The organism is Thalassovita aquimarina (assembly GCF_018219815.1).
Classification (GTDB): domain Bacteria; phylum Pseudomonadota; class Alphaproteobacteria; order Rhodobacterales; family Rhodobacteraceae; genus Thalassobius; species Thalassobius aquimarinus.
On sequence record NZ_JADMKU010000003.1, the window covers coordinates 95,156 to 111,939 of the forward strand.

At 61.4% G+C, this 16,784-nt stretch carries 18 protein-coding genes; 10 read left to right on the plus strand and 8 right to left on the minus strand.

Going from position 1 to position 16,784, the window contains the following annotated elements; all coding sequences use genetic code 11:
- Positions 1-49: 49 nt before the first annotated feature.
- The gene (gene trxA / locus IT775_RS04635; protein WP_212699924.1) at positions 50-370 is read left to right on the plus strand and encodes a thioredoxin; all 321 of its coding nucleotides are present in this window, start codon (positions 50-52) and stop codon (positions 368-370) included.
- A gap of 71 nt (positions 371-441) precedes the next feature.
- On the opposite strand, the gene IT775_RS04640 is transcribed toward trxA, so the two are convergent.
- Positions 442-1,359 (minus strand): hypothetical protein, encoded by a 918-nt coding sequence (locus IT775_RS04640; protein WP_212699925.1) that lies wholly within the window; start codon positions 1,357-1,359, stop codon positions 442-444.
- Positions 1,360-1,457: 98 nt separating this feature from the next.
- On the opposite strand from IT775_RS04640, the gene hslV reads away from it, so the two are divergent.
- The 4 genes from hslV (at position 1,458) to IT775_RS04660 (ending at position 5,595) form a co-directional block, all read left to right on the plus strand.
- Positions 1,458-2,015, plus strand: coding sequence for an ATP-dependent protease subunit HslV (hslV, locus tag IT775_RS04645; RefSeq protein WP_212699926.1), 558 nt, complete (start codon positions 1,458-1,460; stop codon positions 2,013-2,015).
- Positions 2,012-3,079: a hypothetical protein gene (locus IT775_RS04650; RefSeq protein ID WP_212699927.1), complete on the plus strand. Its 1,068-nt coding sequence runs from the start codon at positions 2,012-2,014 to the stop codon at positions 3,077-3,079. The genes hslV and IT775_RS04650 overlap by 4 nt, the downstream gene beginning before the upstream one ends.
- 12 nt (positions 3,080-3,091) lie before the next feature.
- Positions 3,092-4,399 carry an ATP-dependent protease ATPase subunit HslU gene (hslU, locus tag IT775_RS04655; RefSeq protein WP_212699928.1) on the plus strand — a complete coding sequence of 436 codons (1,308 nt, stop codon included), beginning with the start codon at positions 3,092-3,094 and terminating at the stop codon, positions 4,397-4,399.
- Positions 4,400-4,494: 95 nt separating this feature from the next.
- Positions 4,495-5,595, plus strand: a complete 1,101-nt coding sequence (locus tag IT775_RS04660; protein WP_212699929.1) for an alpha/beta hydrolase — start codon at positions 4,495-4,497, stop codon at positions 5,593-5,595.
- On the opposite strand, the gene IT775_RS04665 is transcribed toward IT775_RS04660, so the two are convergent.
- From IT775_RS04665 to IT775_RS04675, 3 genes are read right to left on the minus strand one after another with little or no spacing between them, the layout of a single operon-like run.
- Complete coding sequence (locus IT775_RS04665) at positions 5,592-6,173, minus strand: Smr/MutS family protein (RefSeq protein ID WP_212699930.1); 582 nt, start codon at positions 6,171-6,173, stop codon at positions 5,592-5,594. The two genes, IT775_RS04660 and IT775_RS04665, sit on opposite strands and share 4 nt — an antisense overlap.
- The gene (gene mltA / locus IT775_RS04670; protein WP_212699931.1) at positions 6,170-7,207 is read right to left on the minus strand and encodes a murein transglycosylase A; all 1,038 of its coding nucleotides are present in this window, start codon (positions 7,205-7,207) and stop codon (positions 6,170-6,172) included. The genes IT775_RS04665 and mltA overlap by 4 nt, the downstream gene beginning before the upstream one ends.
- The gene (locus tag IT775_RS04675; RefSeq protein ID WP_212699932.1) at positions 7,204-7,857 is read right to left on the minus strand and encodes a Tim44/TimA family putative adaptor protein; all 654 of its coding nucleotides are present in this window, start codon (positions 7,855-7,857) and stop codon (positions 7,204-7,206) included. Before IT775_RS04675 ends, mltA begins: the two co-directional genes overlap by 4 nt.
- 106 nt (positions 7,858-7,963) lie before the next feature.
- Here IT775_RS04675 and IT775_RS04680 point away from each other — a divergent pair, with 106 nt between their 5' ends.
- On the plus strand, positions 7,964-8,452 hold the full coding sequence (locus tag IT775_RS04680) for an FxsA family protein (protein WP_212699933.1): 489 nt from the start codon (positions 7,964-7,966) through the stop codon (positions 8,450-8,452).
- A gap of 55 nt (positions 8,453-8,507) precedes the next feature.
- Positions 8,508-8,993, plus strand: coding sequence for a protein-export chaperone SecB (gene secB, locus IT775_RS04685; protein ID WP_212699934.1), 486 nt, complete (start codon positions 8,508-8,510; stop codon positions 8,991-8,993).
- On the opposite strand, the gene dnaQ is transcribed toward secB, so the two are convergent.
- Genes dnaQ through IT775_RS04705 form a run of 4 tightly spaced genes read right to left on the minus strand, consistent with a single transcriptional unit; the run spans position 8,994 to position 11,740 of the window.
- Complete coding sequence (dnaQ, locus tag IT775_RS04690; RefSeq protein WP_212699935.1) at positions 8,994-9,728, minus strand: DNA polymerase III subunit epsilon; 735 nt, start codon at positions 9,726-9,728, stop codon at positions 8,994-8,996. It abuts the gene before it with no gap.
- Entirely contained in the window at positions 9,721-10,314 is a 594-nt protein-coding gene (gene coaE / locus IT775_RS04695; protein WP_212699936.1) for a dephospho-CoA kinase, read from the minus strand. Before coaE ends, dnaQ begins: the two co-directional genes overlap by 8 nt.
- On the minus strand, positions 10,311-11,144 hold the full coding sequence (locus IT775_RS04700; protein WP_212699937.1) for a shikimate dehydrogenase: 834 nt from the start codon (positions 11,142-11,144) through the stop codon (positions 10,311-10,313). The genes coaE and IT775_RS04700 overlap by 4 nt, the downstream gene beginning before the upstream one ends.
- The gene (locus IT775_RS04705; protein ID WP_212699938.1) at positions 11,141-11,740 is read right to left on the minus strand and encodes a Maf family protein; all 600 of its coding nucleotides are present in this window, start codon (positions 11,738-11,740) and stop codon (positions 11,141-11,143) included. Before IT775_RS04705 ends, IT775_RS04700 begins: the two co-directional genes overlap by 4 nt.
- 553 nt (positions 11,741-12,293) lie before the next feature.
- On the opposite strand from IT775_RS04705, the gene rho reads away from it, so the two are divergent.
- From rho to mnmG, 3 genes are read left to right on the plus strand one after another with little or no spacing between them, the layout of a single operon-like run.
- Positions 12,294-13,571, plus strand: a complete 1,278-nt coding sequence (rho, locus tag IT775_RS04710) for a transcription termination factor Rho (RefSeq protein ID WP_212699939.1) — start codon at positions 12,294-12,296, stop codon at positions 13,569-13,571.
- Between the two features lie 21 nt (positions 13,572-13,592).
- Positions 13,593-14,879, plus strand: a complete 1,287-nt coding sequence (mnmE, locus tag IT775_RS04715) for a tRNA uridine-5-carboxymethylaminomethyl(34) synthesis GTPase MnmE (protein WP_212699940.1) — start codon at positions 13,593-13,595, stop codon at positions 14,877-14,879.
- 12 nt (positions 14,880-14,891) lie between these two features.
- Positions 14,892-16,760, plus strand: coding sequence for a tRNA uridine-5-carboxymethylaminomethyl(34) synthesis enzyme MnmG (mnmG, locus tag IT775_RS04720; protein WP_212699941.1), 1,869 nt, complete (start codon positions 14,892-14,894; stop codon positions 16,758-16,760).
- Positions 16,761-16,784 lie beyond the last annotated feature (24 nt).

Here is a 16,784-nt window from a genome sequence, read left to right on the forward strand (position 1 = left end):
GGGTTCCAAACCTAGGTTTGCCGCAACCCAAATCCTCAGGAGAAACCAAATGGGCACCGTAGCCGTTACCGACGACACCTTCGACGCAGAAGTGAAGAATTCCGATATCCCCGTCGTGGTGGATTTCTGGGCCGAATGGTGCGGCCCCTGCAAGCAGATCGGCCCGGCTCTGGAAGAACTGGCCGCCGAAATGGAAGGCAAAGTCAAGATCGCCAAGGTCGACGTGGACAGCAACCCGAACGCCGCCGCCGCCATGGGCGTGCGCGGCATCCCGGCGCTGTTCATCTTCAAGGACGGTCAGGTCGTTTCGAACCGCGCCGGCGCCGCCCCGAAGGCCGCGCTGCAAAGCTGGATCCAGGATTCGATCTGATCGGTTGCCGACAGTGAATTCGAAAAGCCCCGGTCGTCGCGCCGGGGCTTTTTCTTTGCGGTATGGTGACTTTAGACAGGCCACCCGGCCCGGCGCAGCGCCTGCCGTATCTTGTTCGTGGCCTCGGGCCGGTCGGCATTGATCGACATTTTTTGCCAGAACCACCAGATGTAGCTTGCGTAATCGGGTGTTTCAGTCAGCACGGTTTCGAACGCCCGGTCCAGCCCCATCCGGTACACATCCGCCGCGATATGGTGGAAATCCACCCGCGCGAACAACACGCAGGGTTTGCCGAAGAAATAGCCGTTGAAGGCAGCGCTGGAATTCTGCGTCACCACGTAATCGCAGCGCTGCAGCATCTCGGCCATGTCGATTTCCTGCACCGTCAGGCGCGGAAACCGGGCCTCCAGCGCATCCAGCTTGGAAATTTCCGAGGCCGAATAGTGTTCTTTCGGGTGAAGGGTCGCGATCACCCGGCGCGATGGGTCGTGCTGCAACGTAGACACCAGCATTTCCATTGGTGAACAGGTCTGAAACGACCGCCTTTCCGTCAACCGGCCCTGTAGCGGTACGTAAACGATGCCGTCGCGCGTCGCCTTATCCGCGGCGTCCCCGAACAGCCGCTTGCGCCAGTATCCGTAAAAACGCCGCGCTTCGGTTTCGTCGATCCTTGCCGTGTCGAACCGGGTTTGCGCCACCCGCCAGTCCCAGCGTTTGTTCGTCGGTTCGATCTGCCAGAACGGATAGTGATACACCCGCCGAAATGTCAGGGCGCGCGGCCCGTTAGGTTCCTGCATGTGGAACATCGTGTAGCCGGGACGGTTACGGCTTTCGTCCCGTTCACGCAACGAATCGCCGCGGAAACCGACGGTAAATCCGCCTTGCTCGGCCACCTCGACGATCTTGGCGATGAAATTGTGATTACCTGCCCGCGCATTCTTCAGAAGACCGGGATGAAGGTAGAAATCGAGGTGTTTTTCACTGCTCATGGCGGGAAAGCTACTGGCCGCAACCGCAGCGGGCAAGCGCTACCCTTGTGCCGCCGCGCGCCAGCTTCCATATAGGCGGCAACGACAGGAGGCATCACATGGCTGAGGATAAATTCCCCGGATGGCACGGCACCACCATCATCGGCGTCAAGAAGGGCGGCAAGGTGGTGATCGCGGGTGACGGGCAGGTTTCACTGGGGCAGACCGTGATCAAGGGCACCGCGCGCAAGGTGCGCAGGCTCAGCCCCGGCGGCTACGACGTCGTGGCGGGGTTCGCCGGGTCGACGGCGGATGCCTTCACCCTGCTGGAACGGCTGGAGGCGAAGCTGGAAGCTACCCCCGGCCAACTGGCCCGCGCCAGCGTCGAACTGGCCAAGGATTGGCGCACCGACAAGTACCTGCAAAAGCTCGAAGCGATGCTGATCGTGACCGACGGCGCGGAAATGTTCGTGATCACCGGCGCGGGCGACGTGCTGGAACCCGAACATGACGTCACCGCCATCGGGTCGGGCGGCAACTACGCGCTGGCCGCCGCGCGCGGCATGATGGACAGCGACATGAACGCCGAAGACATCGCCCGCAAAGCGATGGCGATCGCCGCCGATATCTGCGTCTACACCAATGGAAATCTGACGGTGGAGACGATTTCCAAATGATATCCGACGACGATCTTCGCGCCGCCGTCGGCTCGGGCCTGTTGTCCGAAGCGCAGGCGGCATCGCTGGCGGCCCTGGCCGACAGTCGTCGCGGTGCGCGCGAAAATCTGTCGCCGGGGGATGAACCTTTCGAGCTGTTCAAGGGATTCAACGAAATCTTCATCGTCGTCGGGCTGCTGATCCTGGCCGGGGGCTGGGCCGGGGTGACCGGTGCGGCGCTGACCGGTCAGATCGTGAACGTGCAGACCGAGGTGGCCACCGCCGCCGCGATTGCCGCCGGGGCGATTTGGCTGCTGTCGGAATATTTCATCCGCCGCCGCCGCATGGTGGCGCCGGCCATCGCGCTTTCGGTGCTGTTCGCGATGAACGCCGCGACCGGGCTGACCACGTGGTTTTCACAACCCTTCATGGTGGCGCAGAACGACCTGACCAGCCTGCCTTTTCCGCTGGCGCTGACCACAGCGGCGATCGCGGTTTTCTGGATCCGGTTCCGGGTACCCTTCGCAATGGCGCTGATCGCGCTTGGCATCTTCGCGCTGGCAATGCTGATTGGGGCCAACCAGGCCGGGGGAAGGCCCGCGGAAATCACCGACTTCTTCCTGCTGTCGGCCAGCGGGCCGTTCGCCTGGATCACGCTTCTGGTCGGGCTGGCCGTCTTCGCCGTGGCGATGTTTTTTGACATGAGCGACCCGCACCGCGTCACCCGCCGGTCGGCGCAGGGATTCTGGCTGCATGTCGTCGCGGCCCCCGCGCTGGTCAACACCATCGCGCTCAGCCTGCTGGCAAAGGGCTCGTCGGGTGCTTACCTGATCCTGCTCGGCGTTCTGGTTCTTTTCGCCGCCGTCGCCATCGTGATCGACCGGCGGTCCTTCCTGATCGCCGCGATCGGCTATATCGTCACCCTTGCCGGCACCGTTTTCGACGGCGGGGGTGCGGCGATGACCATTCTGATCCTGGGATTTTTCCTGGTGATCCTCGGTGCGTTCTGGGCACGGATCCGCGCCGCGCTTCTTTCACCCCTGTCCGGGCTGCTGCCGCTGCATCGGCTGCCGCCCTCACACTGATACGGGACTGTCATGACCAATCTTACCCCCCGCGAAATCGTTTCCGAACTCGACCGGTTCATCATCGGCCAGAAGGACGCCAAGCGCGCCGTCGCCGTGGCGCTGCGCAACCGCTGGCGGCGCAAGCAGCTTTCGGATGACCTGCGCGACGAGGTCTATCCGAAAAACATCCTGATGATCGGGCCGACCGGGGTCGGCAAAACCGAAATCAGCCGCCGGTTGGCCAAGCTGGCCAAGGCGCCCTTCATCAAGGTCGAGGCAACCAAGTTCACCGAGGTGGGGTATGTCGGCCGTGACGTGGAACAGATCGTCCGCGATTTGGTCGATGCGGCGATTGCGATGACCCGCGAATACATGCGCGAAGACGTCAAGGCCAAGGCGCATCAGGCCGCCGAGGACCGGGTGATCGAAGCGATCGCCGGCGAAGACGCGCGCGAAGCGACCCGCGACATGTTCCGCAAGAAGCTGAAGGCGGGCGAACTGGACGATACCATCATTGAACTGGACGTGGCCGACACGTCGAACCCGATGCCGATGATGGACATTCCCGGCCAGCCGGGCAGCCAGATGGGCATGATGAACCTGGGCGATATCTTCGGCAAGGCCTTCGGCGGCCGGACCACACGCCGCCGCATGACCGTTTCCGAAAGCTACGAAGTGCTGATCGGGGAAGAGGCCGACAAGCTGCTGGACGACGAAACCGTGACCAAGACCGCGCTGGAATCGGTCGAGGAAAACGGCATCGTTTTCCTTGATGAGATCGACAAGGTCTGCGCCCGTTCCGACGCGCGCGGCGCTGACGTGTCCCGCGAAGGCGTGCAGCGCGACCTGCTGCCGCTGATCGAGGGCACCACTGTCAGCACCAAATACGGGCCGGTGAAGACCGACCATATCCTGTTCATCGCCTCTGGCGCCTTCCACATCGCCAAACCGTCGGACCTGCTGCCCGAATTGCAGGGCCGGTTGCCGATCCGGGTCGAACTGCGGGCGCTGACCGAGGACGATTTCGTCCGCATCCTGACCGAAACCGACAACGCGCTGACCCGTCAGTACACCGCGCTGATGGCGACCGAAGAGGTCACGGTGACCTTCACCGATGACGGCATCGCGGCATTGGCAAAGATCGCGGCGGACGTGAACCAGTCGGTGGAAAACATCGGCGCGCGGCGGCTTTACACGGTGATGGAACGGGTGTTCGAGGAACTGTCGTTCACCGCGCCTGACCAACCGGGCCAGTCGGTGACCGTGGATGCGGCATTCGTCGACAAGAACCTGGGCGAACTGACCAAATCGGCCGATGTAAGCCGCTACGTGCTGTAACGACGGGACCGGGCAAAGCCGCCCCCAAGCAAGCACTGGATTGCGCCGGGGAAAACCGCTAGCTCTGGCACCATACACCAGTGCCGGAGCCGACCGTGGTCAGACGTGCTTTGATAATCTGCCTGATCTTCCTTGCCGCCTGCAGCGACCGCGAAGCGATCGTGATACAGCCAGGGGCGCGGGAAACCGGGCAGGTCTATACCGCTTTCGTCGCCACCAGTCGCGGCCGGAACGATGCCGGATGGTACGGCGAAGCGCGGGAAAGAGAGCTTGACTACCTGTCGGTCGACGTGTCGGTACCGCCGCAGCGACAGGTCGGTCAGATCAAGATCGGCATGCGCAGCGTAAACCCGGAAAAGCACTTCACCGTTGTCGGCAAGCAGGATTACGGCAGCGCCACCGCCTTTACCGGCGCGCTGCGCAAAACGCTGGCAAAGCAGCCGAAGGGCGACCGCGACGTATTGGTTTACGTGCATGGCTACAACAACAGCTTCAGCGACGGGGTGTTCCGCACCGTCCAGATGAAGCACGATTTCGACTTGCCCGGCGTCGTGGTGCATTATTCCTGGCCCAGTGCGGCAAATCCGCTGGCCTATACCCATGACCGCGACAGCGTGCTCTATGCCCGCGATGGTTTCGAAATCCTGCTGCGGCAGGTCCGCGTCGCGCAGCCGGGGCGGATCATCCTTGTCGGGCATTCGCTGGGCACGATGCTGGTAATGGAAACGCTGCGGCAGATCGAAATCGCCACGCCGGGATGGTCCAGGCGGACCCTCGGCGGTGTGGTTCTGGTGTCGCCCGATCTGGATATCGACCTGTTCAAGACGCAGGCGGATCGTCTAGCCGGGCTGCCGCAGCCCTTCGCGATCTTCGTGTCTTCGCGCGACCGCGCGCTGCAATTGTCGGCGCGGCTCAACGGCAGCCGCAGACGGCTGGGAAACCTGACCGATCCCGAGGAACTGGCCGAATATCCGGTCACGCTGATCGATGTTTCCCAGTTCGCGAAGGCAACCGGCACGCGGCATTTCACGGTGGGCACGTCGCCGCTGCTGATCGCGCTGCTGAGCAACAGCGCCGCGGTGAACGAAGCCTTCGGCCGCGACCGCGCCGGCCGGTCCGGGCTATTGCCCGGCACCGTGATCACCGCCCAGAACGCGACCCAGCTGATCCTGTCACCGCTGTTGTTGCTGAATTAACGGTTCCGCCGCAGATAAACGTAATAGGCGCCCGAACCACCGTGGCTGAGATGCGCCTCGGACACCTGCAGGACCACCGCCGACAGCGGCGGCATGGTCAGCCATTGCGGCACATTGTGTTTCAGCACGCCGAAGCGGACCGGGATCGGCCCGCCCTCATCGCGATGCTTGCCCTTGCCGGTGATCACCAGGACCAACCGCTTGCCCTGTCCATGCGACCGCATGATGAACCCGTTCAACACCGAATGCGCGCGGTCCAAGGTCATACCGTGCAGGTCGATCTTGCCCTCGGGCACCAGTTTGCCGCGTTTCATCTTGCCGAAGGTCTTGCGATCCATGCGCACCGGACCGCTGCCCAGCTGTTCGGCAATCGACGGCATCAGGTCATCGCGGGACGGTGTTGCGCCCGCTTTGGCACCGACCTGGAAATCGGGCATGCGGAACGTCGGTGTTTTCTGCGGTTTCGGTTTGGGTTTCGGCAATTCGGACTTGGGCCGTTCCGGATGCAGCCTTTCGGCCGTTTCCGCCACCTTCTTCCAAAGCTCGACTTCCTCGGGCTTCAGCCTCCGTCGCGTCATTGCTCGGTCTCCGGCAGCAAGGCATAGGCGCGCTGTATCGGCAGCAGAACCATCATCCGGCCGGTATCGCGCAGCTTGCCGGCGGCACGGCCCGCCGCGTCGCCGGTGCCAAAGAAAATGTCGGCCCGCTGCGGCCCCTTGATCGCCGACCCGGTATCCTGCGCGACCATCAGCCGACGGATCGGATTTTCGCCCTGTTTTTCCAGCCAGACCGGCGCGCCCAGCGGCGTATATGCCGGGTCGACGGCGATGCTGCGGCCGGTGGTGACCGACCGGTTCATCGCGCCCAGGGGGCCGTTTTCGGGCGACACGCTGTCGATCCTGCGGAAGAAGACGTAGGACGGATTATGGCGCAGCAATTCCTGCCCATCCTCCGGGTTGCGCCGCACCCATGACTTGATCACCTGCGCCGACACCTGGTGTTTCTTGTATATGCCGCGGCGGATCAGTTCGACCCCGATCGAACGGTAGTCATGCCCGTTCGATCCGCCATAGCCGACCCGGACATGGTGCCCGTTCGGCAGGCGGATGCGCCCAGATCCCTGGATTTGCAGAAAAAACAGTTCCACCGGATCATCGACCCAGGCGATTTCAAGCCCGCGACCCTCCATCACGCCGCCGGTTTCGATTTCGCGGCGCGACAGCCAGCGCTTGGCGCGGCGCGCCTCGGCGGGCTGGCGATAGATCGGGAAGCGGAACCGTTCGGTGCGCTCCAGCGCCCCGTCGAGTTCCGGTTCGAAATAGCCGGTGAAAAGCGGCTTTTGCCCGTTCTCGATCAGCACCGGGCGGAAGAAAAGTTCGAAGAACGTCTTGGGGTTCTCGATCGTCTGCGCCACCGCACAAAGCGATTGCCAATCCGGCGCGCCGATATCAGGGCAGGTGTTCAGGAACACATCAAGCGCGGCGGCATGATCGTCGCGTTCCCAACCGTCGAGATCAGCGAAATCATGCACCTCGTAGGACAGGTCGGCGGCCTGCGCCGCACCCGTCATCAACGCCCCTGCCAGAACGGCGGCTGGCAGCCGCCGGATCATTCGCCCGTGGCGACCAGTTGCCAGTTCGGGTCGTCGGTTCCCATCTTGCGGGCAAAGGTCCAGACGTCCTTCTGACGCTTGATCTCGTTCGGTTTTCCTTCGACGATTTCGCCGGAACTGTCGCGCACGACCGAGGTCAGTTCGCCAACGAATTTCACCGAAATCTCGGCAATATTGTCTTCGAATTCCGCGTCGACCAGCGCCATTTCGCGGATGCCCACGAAATCCGCCTCGATTTTCAGGCCCTGCGCGTCGCGCGCTTCGACCACTTCGGCGAAGCTGCCATAGACATCATCGCTGAGGAACGGCTTGATTTCGGCCAGATCGCCACGTTCGAACCCCATGAGGATCATTTCATAGGCGCCGCGCGCGCCGCCCAGGAATTCGGACACGTTGAACGACGGCTCGACGCGCTTCATCTGCGCCAGCGCATGCGCCGCGGCGCTGCCTTCGGCGACGTGATCGGTAATATCGCGGTCGGGACCACCTTCGATCACCTCAAAGTCGCGGCGTGGGCCGGGTTTTTCCGTCACTCGCTGAACGGGAGGCTTTTCAAACCCTTCACGGGTTCCCAGCACGTTTTTCAACCGCAAAATCAGGAAGATTGCGATGCCGGCAAGGACCAGAAGCTGCAAAATCGGCGAATTCATATTATCCTCTCGAACCACGGGGCGTGGAAACCTGCCCGTTTGGTTCTTATGTAGGTGAGGCAGGCGGCCAAGTCCACTGCGTCAAGATTACAGGAGAATGCCAAATATGTGGCTGCTAATCGCTTTCATCGCCGTTCCCATCATCGAGATATCGCTTTTCATTCAGGTCGGCGGCGCGATCGGGACATGGCCGACGATCGGAATCGTGGTGCTGACCGCGATCCTGGGCACCTACCTGGTGCGGGCGCAGGGACGGCTGGCGATCGGCAATCTGCAGCGATCCTTTTCGCAGCTCGATGATCCGACGGAACCCTTGGCACATGGGGCAATGGTTTTGATTTCCGGCGTTCTGCTTCTGACACCGGGATTTTTCACCGATGCGCTTGGTTTCGCGCTGCTGGTACCGGCGATACGGTCGGCCGTGTTCCACTACCTGCGCAAAAGGGTGCGGGTGCAAAGTTTCACCATGGGGGCGGCGGGTGCCCGGCGGGAATACCGCCCGATGCAGGATGACGACGTGATCGAAGGCGAATTTTACGAGGTCGATCCGTCAAAACGACCGACCCACCGGCCTTCTGGCTGGACCAAGCATTGAGGCGCGTGATTCATCCTGATAAGGACGGAGCAAACGCATTTTCTAGGAGCAAGAAATGGCTGAAGCCGCCACCGACCCGCAGGCCCCGTCCTTCCGCATGAACGTCCTGAACCAGTTCATCCGCGACATGTCTTTCGAAAACATCCTGGCGCAGAAAGGTGCGTCGGGCGAAGTGCAGCCGGACGTCAAGGTACTGGTCAATCTCGACGCCAAGAAGCGTCCGCAGGACAACCAGTTCGAAGTCGCCATCAAGCTGACCGTGGATTCCTCGGCCAAGGGCAGCGACGAAAAGCTGTTCCTGCTGGAAATCGATTATGCCGGTATCTTCCAGATCGATGGCGTGCCCGAAGACCAGATGCATCCGTTCCTGCTGATCGAATGCCCCCGCATGATGTTCCCGTTCCTGCGCCGCATCGTCAGCGACGTGACCCGCGACGGCGGTTTCCCGCCGCTGAACCTGGAAAACATCGATTTCGTTCAGCTGTATCGCAACGAACTGGCCCGCCGCCAGGCCGAAGGTCAGACCGCGCCGGCGAACTGATCACTCAGACAGCTTTTTCCAAAGCGCGCCGTCGCCCATCGCCTCGACAAAGGCAGCATGGGCGGCGGTTTCTTCTTCGGTGATCCGCAGCGGCAGGGGCGCCGGGCGCGGGAACGGGCGCCAATCGTCGCCACCATCACCGCCCGATGACCCGGTGGACACCGCGCTGAGCCCAAAATCGGGCTGCCGGCCGCCGGTCAGTTCCAGATAGACATCGGCCAGGATTTCGGAGTCGAGCAACGCGCCGTGCAGCGTGCGCGACGAATTGTCGATCCCGAAGCGGCGGCAAAGCGCATCCAGCGTCGCGGGCGAGCCGGGAAATTTCTTGCGCGCGATCGCCAGCGTATCGAGCGCCTGTTCCCACGGAATCTGCGGCAGCCCCATCCAGCCCAGTTCGGCATTGAGGAACTTGATGTCGAAGGCGGCGTTGTGGATCACCAGCTTGGAATCGCGGATGAAATCCAGAAAACTTTGGCCCACTTCCTTGAAAACCGGCTTGTCCTTCAGGGTGATCTGCCCCGGTTTCGGGTCCTGCGGCGGCTGCAACAGGTCGGGCCCGATGCCGTGCACGCCGAAAGCCTCGTCCGGCATGTGGCGTTCGGGGTTGATATAGACGTGATAGGTTTCGCCGGTCGGCATGTGGTTATAAAGTTCGAGGCAGCCGATTTCGACGATCCGGTCGCCCGAATTCGGGTCAAAACCGGTGGTTTCCGTATCCATCACGATTTCACGCATTGCGTAGTTTCCCCTGAATGTCGTCAATCACCGCCTGCACCTGCGCGCGCGCATGGTCCAGAGTATCGGTCACGATCACATAATCGGCGCGGGCGCGTTTTTCCGCATCCGGCATCTGTTTTTCACGGATGGTTTTGAATTGCGCCGCGTTCATCGTGCCGCGCTCCATCACCCTTTGTTTCTGGATCTCCGGCGGGGCCGACACGGTCGCCACCGCATCCATCGCCGCGTCGCCGCCGGTTTCGAACAGCAACGGGATGTCAAAGACAAGGATATCGGCACTCGCATTGGTGATGAAATCCGCGCGATCTTCGCCGACCAGTGGGTGCACGATCGCCTCGATCCGTTTCAACGCCCCTGGATCGCGACCGATGATCTGCTTCAGCACATCGCGCGATACCGAGCCGTCGATCACCGCCTCGGGAAAATCACGCTGAAACGCGGGCACCGCCTTGCCACCCTTGGAATACAGCCGATGCACGGCGGCATCCGCATCCCAGACGGCGCAGCCCGCTTCGGCGAACATCTTGGCGGTGGTGGATTTGCCCATGCCGATCGAACCGGTCAGGCCCAGCTTGAACCTCATCGCAGCAACACCGCGCGGGTTGCCGCGTCGACCTCGGGCCGTTGGCCGAACCAGCGTTCGAATCCCGGCACCGCCTGGTGGATCAGCATGCCCAATCCATCCACCGTGACGCATCCCATATCTTCGGCTTCGCGCAACAGGCGCGTGCGCAGCGGGTTGTAAACCAGGTCGGTCACCAACGCGCCCTTCTGCAATCCGTCCAGCGGCACCCGCAGCTCCGGTTTCCCCAACATGCCGAGTGACGTCGTGTTCACCACCGTTGCGGCTTCTTCCAGCATGTTGCCGGCCTGTACCCATTCAACAACCTTCACCCTGCTGCCGAAATCCTGTTGCAGGCTGTCGGCGCGCGCCCGAGTGCGGTTGCTGAGCATGATTTCCGGCACCCCGGCATCGAGAAGCGAAGCCACGACCGCCCGCGCGGCCCCACCGGAGCCCAGAACCGCGGCCGGTCCGGCGGCAGGATCCCAATCCGGCGCGTTCTGGCGCAGATTTTCGATGAAACCATAGCCATCGGTGTTGTCTGCGTGAATTTTGCCGTCTTCGCGGAATATCAGCGTGTTCGCCGCGCCAATCAGCGTCGCCCGGTCGGTGACCAGATCGGCGATCTGCATCGCGGCGACCTTGTGCGGCACGGTGATGTTTACACCGACAAATCCCATCCGTGGCAGGGTGCGCAAAACGTTTTCCAGATCGTCCGGCGCCACGTCCATCGGAACATAAAAACCCTTGATGCCGAGGGTTTTCAGCCAGTGACCATGCAGAAGCGGCGATTTCGAATGGGCGATCGGCGATCCGATCACGCCGGCCAGGGGAATACGCTCGACACTCATTGTTGCAGCTCTCCTCGCAGGGTCAGGTAGGACAGGAGTTCCAGAAGCGGCAGCCCCAGAACCGTAAAATAATCGCCGTCGATACGGGAAAACAACCGTACGCCTTCCTCTTCCAGCTTGTAACCGCCGACGCAGTGGCCGATTTCCGGCCAGTTGCGATCCAGATAGCCCTCAAGAAAGTCGTCCGAGAAATCGCGCATCCGCAAACGGACTTGCCCGATATGGCGCCAAAGCGGCTTGCCCGCCTCGCAGATCACCGCCGCCGACAGCAACATGTGCCGCTGACCGCGCATCTGGCGAAGCTGATCGCGCGCTTCGTCCCGGGTTTCGGGCTTCGACAGCATCAATCCGTTGAAATCGAGCACCTGATCGCAGCCGATCACCAAGGAATCGGGGAATTTTTCGCTGATCTTCGTCGCTTTCATCTCGGCCAGCGTATCGGCGATGTCGCGCGGCGTGGCATCTTCGGCCAGAAGCGCCGCTTTCACCATCTCTTCATCGATTCGCGGCCGTTCGACGGTGAAGGAAACGTTGGCGTTTCGGAGCAGAGATTGCCGAATTTCGGACCCCGAAGCGAGGATCAGATTTTTCTGCATGTGGATAACCCCGTGGGAAAGCGATGGCATGACTTGGTGAAGAGTACTGGATGGTTCCGGGGATCTTTGCAAGTTGTGCGAAACTCACCATTCGATGCCCCGCTTGCATGACGCTTATCCTTTCGGGGCAAGGATAACTCCAGGACTGTGATAAACCGCGGTTACGCCCGCTTAGTCCAGTATTTATCCCCGATTCCGGAAACGAAAATGTCAAGCATAACTATCTGAAATCTAAAAATAATTTTTGAAATATTCAGAAAGTGTACCGGGTTTTTCCATAGATTTCTCTACAGGACGCGAAGAGCGTGAAAATCTCTATGGATAACTCGATAATCCACAGGATTCCGGCGCCCTAAACCAAAAACAATCCTTTTATCTTTCTTTATTTATTTAAGGATGCCTGCCGGGGGACCTGCGTGTTCACTCCCGGGATCGGAATTGACTCAGAAAGGACCGCGCCTTATATCGCTTCACAAGCCCCCGTCCGGGGGACCGATTTTCCTTCAGTAAAGAAGATAGCAATCCCGGTGGGATTGTTCGCAGGATTATTCCCATGACAGAGCAGCAACAGCGCCTGAACCTGGCCGATCTCAAGGCCAAGAGCCCCAAAGACCTTCTCGCCATGGCCGAAGAGCTGGAAATCGAAAACGCCTCGACCATGCGGAAGGGCGAAATGATGTTCCAGATCCTTCGGGAAATGGCTGATGAAGGCTGGGAAGTCGGCGGTGACGGCGTTCTGGAAGTGTTGCAGGACGGATTCGGCTTCCTGCGCTCTCCCGAAGCGAACTATCTGCCGGGTCCCGATGACATCTACGTGTCGCCCGACATGATCCGCAAATATTCGCTGCGCACTGGTGACACCGTCGAAGGCGTGATCAAGGCGCCCGAGGAAAACGAGCGTTACTTCGCCCTGACCTCTGTCACCACGATCAATTTCGAAGAACCGGAAAAAGCGCGTCACAAGATCGCTTTCGACAACTTGACGCCGCTTTATCCCGATGAACGTCTGAAGATGGAAATCGAGGATCCGACGATCAAGGACCGGTCGGCCCGGATCATTGACCTGGTCGCGCCCATCGGCAAGGGCCAGCGGTCGCTGATCGTGGCGCCGCCGCGGACCGGTAAGACGGTTCTGCTGCAGAACATCGCGCATTCGATCGAAACCAACCACCCGGAAACCTACCTGATCGTTCTGCTGATCGACGAACGGCCCGAAGAAGTCACCGACATGCAGCGGTCTGTGAAAGGGGAAGTGATTTCCTCGACCTTCGACGAACCTGCGACCCGTCACGTTGCGGTGTCGGAAATGGTCATCGAAAAGGCCAAGCGCTTGGTCGAACATAAACGAGATGTTGTTATCCTTCTCGATTCGATCACAAGACTTGGTAGGGCTTTCAATACCGTGGTGCCGTCCTCGGGTAAGGTTCTGACCGGTGGTGTGGATGCCAACGCGCTGCAGCGGCCGAAGCGGTTCTTCGGTGCGGCCCGGAATATCGAAGAAGGCGGATCGCTGACCATCATCGCCACCGCGCTGATCGATACCGGTTCGCGCATGGACGAAGTGATCTTCGAAGAATTCAAGGGCACCGGCAACAGCGAGATCGTTCTCGACCGCAAGGTCGCCGACAAGCGCGTGTTCCCGGCGATGGACATCCTTAAATCGGGTACCCGGAAAGAAGACCTGCTGGTCGATCCGAAGGATCTGCAGAAAACCTTTGTTCTGCGCCGCATCCTGAACCCGATGGGAACCACCGACGCGATCGAATTCCTGATTTCGAAGTTGAAACAGACCAAGACCAACAGCGAGTTCTTCGATTCGATGAACGGCTGAAGCCTTTGCGGGACCTGACAGATGGACACGATTTTCGCCCTTGCCACGGCCCACGGTAAGGCCGGGGTCGCGGTGATCCGCGTGTCCGGCCCGCTGGCGCATGCCGCGGGTGAACGGCTGGCCGGAATGTTGCCGGATCCGCGCAAGGCCGGCCTGCGGCTGCTCAGGGACGGGCAGGGGGTGCGGCTGGACGAGGCGTTGGTCCTGACCTTCCCGGACAAATCCAGTTTCACCGGCGAAGCGGTGGTCGAGCTTCAATTGCACGGATCGGTGGCGGTTGTGGCCTCGGTCCTGCGCGAACTGGGCAACATGGATGGGCTGCGGCAGGCGGAACCGGGGGAATTCACCCGCCGAGCGCTTGAAAACGGCCGTCTGGACCTGGCCCAGGTCGAAGGGCTGGCCGACCTGATTGAGGCGGAAACCGAGGCACAGAGGCGCCAGGCGCTGCGCGTTCTGTCCGGCGATCTGGGCAACTGGGCCGAGGAATGGCGACGCGACCTGATCCGCGCGGCCTCGCTTCTGGAAGCGACGATCGACTTCGCGGATGAGGACATCCCGGTCGACGTGTCGCCGGAAGTGAACGAACTTCTGGATCGTGTGATTGCGTCTCTGTCCAAGGAAATCGCGGGGGTTTCGGCGGCTGAACGGGTCCGTACCGGGTTCGAGGTCGCCATCGTCGGCGCGCCGAATGTCGGGAAATCGACCCTGCTCAACGCCCTGGCGGGGCGCGATGCGGCGATCACCTCGGAATATGCCGGCACGACGCGCGATGTGATCGAGGTCCGAATGGATCTGGCCGGGCTGCCGGTGACGCTGCTGGATACAGCCGGATTGCGAGAAACCCAGGACAAGGTCGAAGAGATTGGCATCAAGCGCGCCCGCGAACGGGCCGGGCTGGCCGATCTGCGGGTGTTCCTGGTCGAGGGCGACCAGAAACCGGATTTCGAACCGCTGCCCGACGATATCGTTTTGAAGGCCAAGGCCGACCTGCTGAGCGATAAATCCGGTGCTGTGTCCGGAGCGAGTGGAGAAGGCGTTGCGAATCTGATAGATCAGATCACCGAACGCCTGTCGCAGCGCACCGCAAATATCGGCATCGCCACCCGTGAACGTCATCGCGTGTCGATGCAGAACGCGGTTGCCGCGCTCGATGAGGCGAAAAGACTGGTGGCGATGGGCGAGGACATGACCGATATCGCGGCCGAAGAAATGCGGACGGCGATCCGCGCTCTGGATGCGCTGGTCGGCCGGATCGATGTTGAAAACCTGCTGGACGAAATCTTCGCCAGTTTCTGCCTTGGGAAGTGAGGAGTGTTTCACGTGAAACAATTCGACTTCGATGTGATCGTGATTGGCGGCGGGCATGCCGGATCGGACGCGGCCCATGCCGCGGCCCGGATGGGTGCGCGCACTGCGCTGATTACCCTGCGCAAAGACGGCATCGGCGTGATGTCCTGCAACCCGGCGATCGGCGGTCTGGGCAAGGGCCACCTTGTGCGCGAGGTCGATGCGCTCGATGGTGTAATGGGGCGTGTCGCGGATGTGTCCGGCATCCAGTTCCGGCTGCTCAACCGCCGCAAGGGCCCGGCGGTGCAGGGGCCGCGCTGTCAATCCGACCGAAAGCTATACCGCCAGGCGATGCTGGCCGAGATCGAGGCGCAGCCGAACCTGAGCATCGTCGAAGGCGAAGCCACCGATTTCATCATGCAGGGCGACAGCGTTGCCGGTGTGGTTTTGGCCGATGGGTCGGAATTGAAGGCGAAACAGGTGGTTCTGACCACCGGGACGTTCCTGCGCGGCGTCATTCATATCGGCGACGAACGGCGCCCCGGCGGGCGGATGGGCGACAAGCCCTCGGTCAAGCTGGCCGAGCGGATCGATGGGTTCGAATTGCCGTTGGGCCGTCTGAAAACCGGCACCCCGCCGCGTCTGGACGGACGCACGATCAAGTGGGACCTGCTGGAAATGCAGCCGGGCGATGACGACCCGGTGATGTTTTCCTTCCTGTCCAAGGGCCCGTCGGTGCGGCAGATTTCCTGCGGCATCACCCACACAAATGAACGCACGCACGACATCATCCGTGAAAACTTGGAACGCTCGGCGATGTATGGCGGCCATATCGAAGGGGTAGGGCCGCGATACTGCCCGTCGATTGAGGACAAAATCGTAAGGTTCGCCGACAAGACCTCGCACCAGGTGTTCCTGGAACCCGAAGGGCTGGATGATCACACCGTCTATCCCAACGGGATTTCGACATCGCTGCCCGAAGATGTGCAGCGCGATTACGTGCATTCGATCTATGGGCTGGAAGATACCGAGATCCTGCAGCCCGGCTATGCCATCGAATACGACTACGTCGATCCCCGCGCTTTGGATTCGCGGCTTGCGGTGAAATCGGTACCGGGGCTGTTCCTGGCCGGGCAGATCAACGGCACGACCGGTTATGAGGAAGCCGCCGCGCAGGGGGTGGTTGCCGGACTGAACGCCGCCGCCTTGGCCCTGGGTCGCGATCCGGTGCTGTTCAGCCGTTCTGACAGCTATATCGGCGTGATGATCGACGACCTGATCACGCGTGGCGTGTCGGAACCCTATCGCATGTTCACCTCTCGCGCCGAATTCCGGCTTTCCTTGCGCGCCGACAACGCCGATCAGCGGCTGACGCCCAAGGGGATCGAGGTCGGCTGCGTCTGTGAGACGCGCAAAGCCGCGTTCGAGGACAAGATGGAGAGGCTTCAAGCCGGCGAGGCGCGTCTGAAAACGTCGAGCTTCACCCCGCGCCACCTGAAGGAACACGGGTTCAACGTCAATCAGGACGGCGCGCGGCGCAGCCTGTACCAGGTGTTGTCCTTCCCGGATGTCGATTTCGACAAGCTGATCGATCTGGACCCGCAGCTGTCGGATATCGACATGGAAACCCGCGGCCAGCTGGAAAAGGACGCGCTTTACGCCAATTACATCGAACGGCAGCAACGCGATGTCGAAGCGGTGAAGCGCGATGAGCTGCAGGTGATTCCAGCAGATTTCAGCTATGACAGCATTGAAGGCCTGTCGAACGAATTGAAGTTGAAGCTGAAACAGGCACGGCCGGAGAACCTTGCGCGGGCATCGCGGGTAGAGGGCATGACCCCGGCGGCGCTGACGCTGCTGCTGGCCAAGCTGCGGCAGGTGAAACGGGAAAAATCCGCGTGAGACAGATCGGCATCGATGTTTCAC

Excerpts from the sequence above, each read along its gene's own strand:
- trxA (WP_212699924.1), top strand. The coding sequence starts at position 50 with ATGGGCACCGTAGCCGTTACCGACGACACCTTCGACGCAGAAGTGAAG.
- IT775_RS04640 (WP_212699925.1), bottom strand. The coding sequence starts at position 1,359 with ATGAGCAGTGAAAAACACCTCGATTTCTACCTTCATCCCGGTCTTCTG.
- hslV (WP_212699926.1), top strand. The coding sequence starts at position 1,458 with ATGGCTGAGGATAAATTCCCCGGATGGCACGGCACCACCATCATCGGC.
- IT775_RS04650 (WP_212699927.1), top strand. The coding sequence starts at position 2,012 with ATGATATCCGACGACGATCTTCGCGCCGCCGTCGGCTCGGGCCTGTTG.
- hslU (WP_212699928.1), top strand. The coding sequence starts at position 3,092 with ATGACCAATCTTACCCCCCGCGAAATCGTTTCCGAACTCGACCGGTTC.
- IT775_RS04665 (WP_212699930.1), bottom strand. The coding sequence starts at position 6,173 with ATGACGCGACGGAGGCTGAAGCCCGAGGAAGTCGAGCTTTGGAAGAAG.
- mltA (WP_212699931.1), bottom strand. The coding sequence starts at position 7,207 with ATGATCCGGCGGCTGCCAGCCGCCGTTCTGGCAGGGGCGTTGATGACG.
- IT775_RS04675 (WP_212699932.1), bottom strand. The coding sequence starts at position 7,857 with ATGAATTCGCCGATTTTGCAGCTTCTGGTCCTTGCCGGCATCGCAATC.
- IT775_RS04680 (WP_212699933.1), top strand. The coding sequence starts at position 7,964 with ATGTGGCTGCTAATCGCTTTCATCGCCGTTCCCATCATCGAGATATCG.
- secB (WP_212699934.1), top strand. The coding sequence starts at position 8,508 with ATGGCTGAAGCCGCCACCGACCCGCAGGCCCCGTCCTTCCGCATGAAC.
- dnaQ (WP_212699935.1), bottom strand. The coding sequence starts at position 9,728 with ATGCGTGAAATCGTGATGGATACGGAAACCACCGGTTTTGACCCGAAT.
- coaE (WP_212699936.1), bottom strand. The coding sequence starts at position 10,314 with ATGAGGTTCAAGCTGGGCCTGACCGGTTCGATCGGCATGGGCAAATCC.
- IT775_RS04700 (WP_212699937.1), bottom strand. The coding sequence starts at position 11,144 with ATGAGTGTCGAGCGTATTCCCCTGGCCGGCGTGATCGGATCGCCGATC.
- IT775_RS04705 (WP_212699938.1), bottom strand. The coding sequence starts at position 11,740 with ATGCAGAAAAATCTGATCCTCGCTTCGGGGTCCGAAATTCGGCAATCT.
- rho (WP_212699939.1), top strand. The coding sequence starts at position 12,294 with ATGACAGAGCAGCAACAGCGCCTGAACCTGGCCGATCTCAAGGCCAAG.
- mnmE (WP_212699940.1), top strand. The coding sequence starts at position 13,593 with ATGGACACGATTTTCGCCCTTGCCACGGCCCACGGTAAGGCCGGGGTC.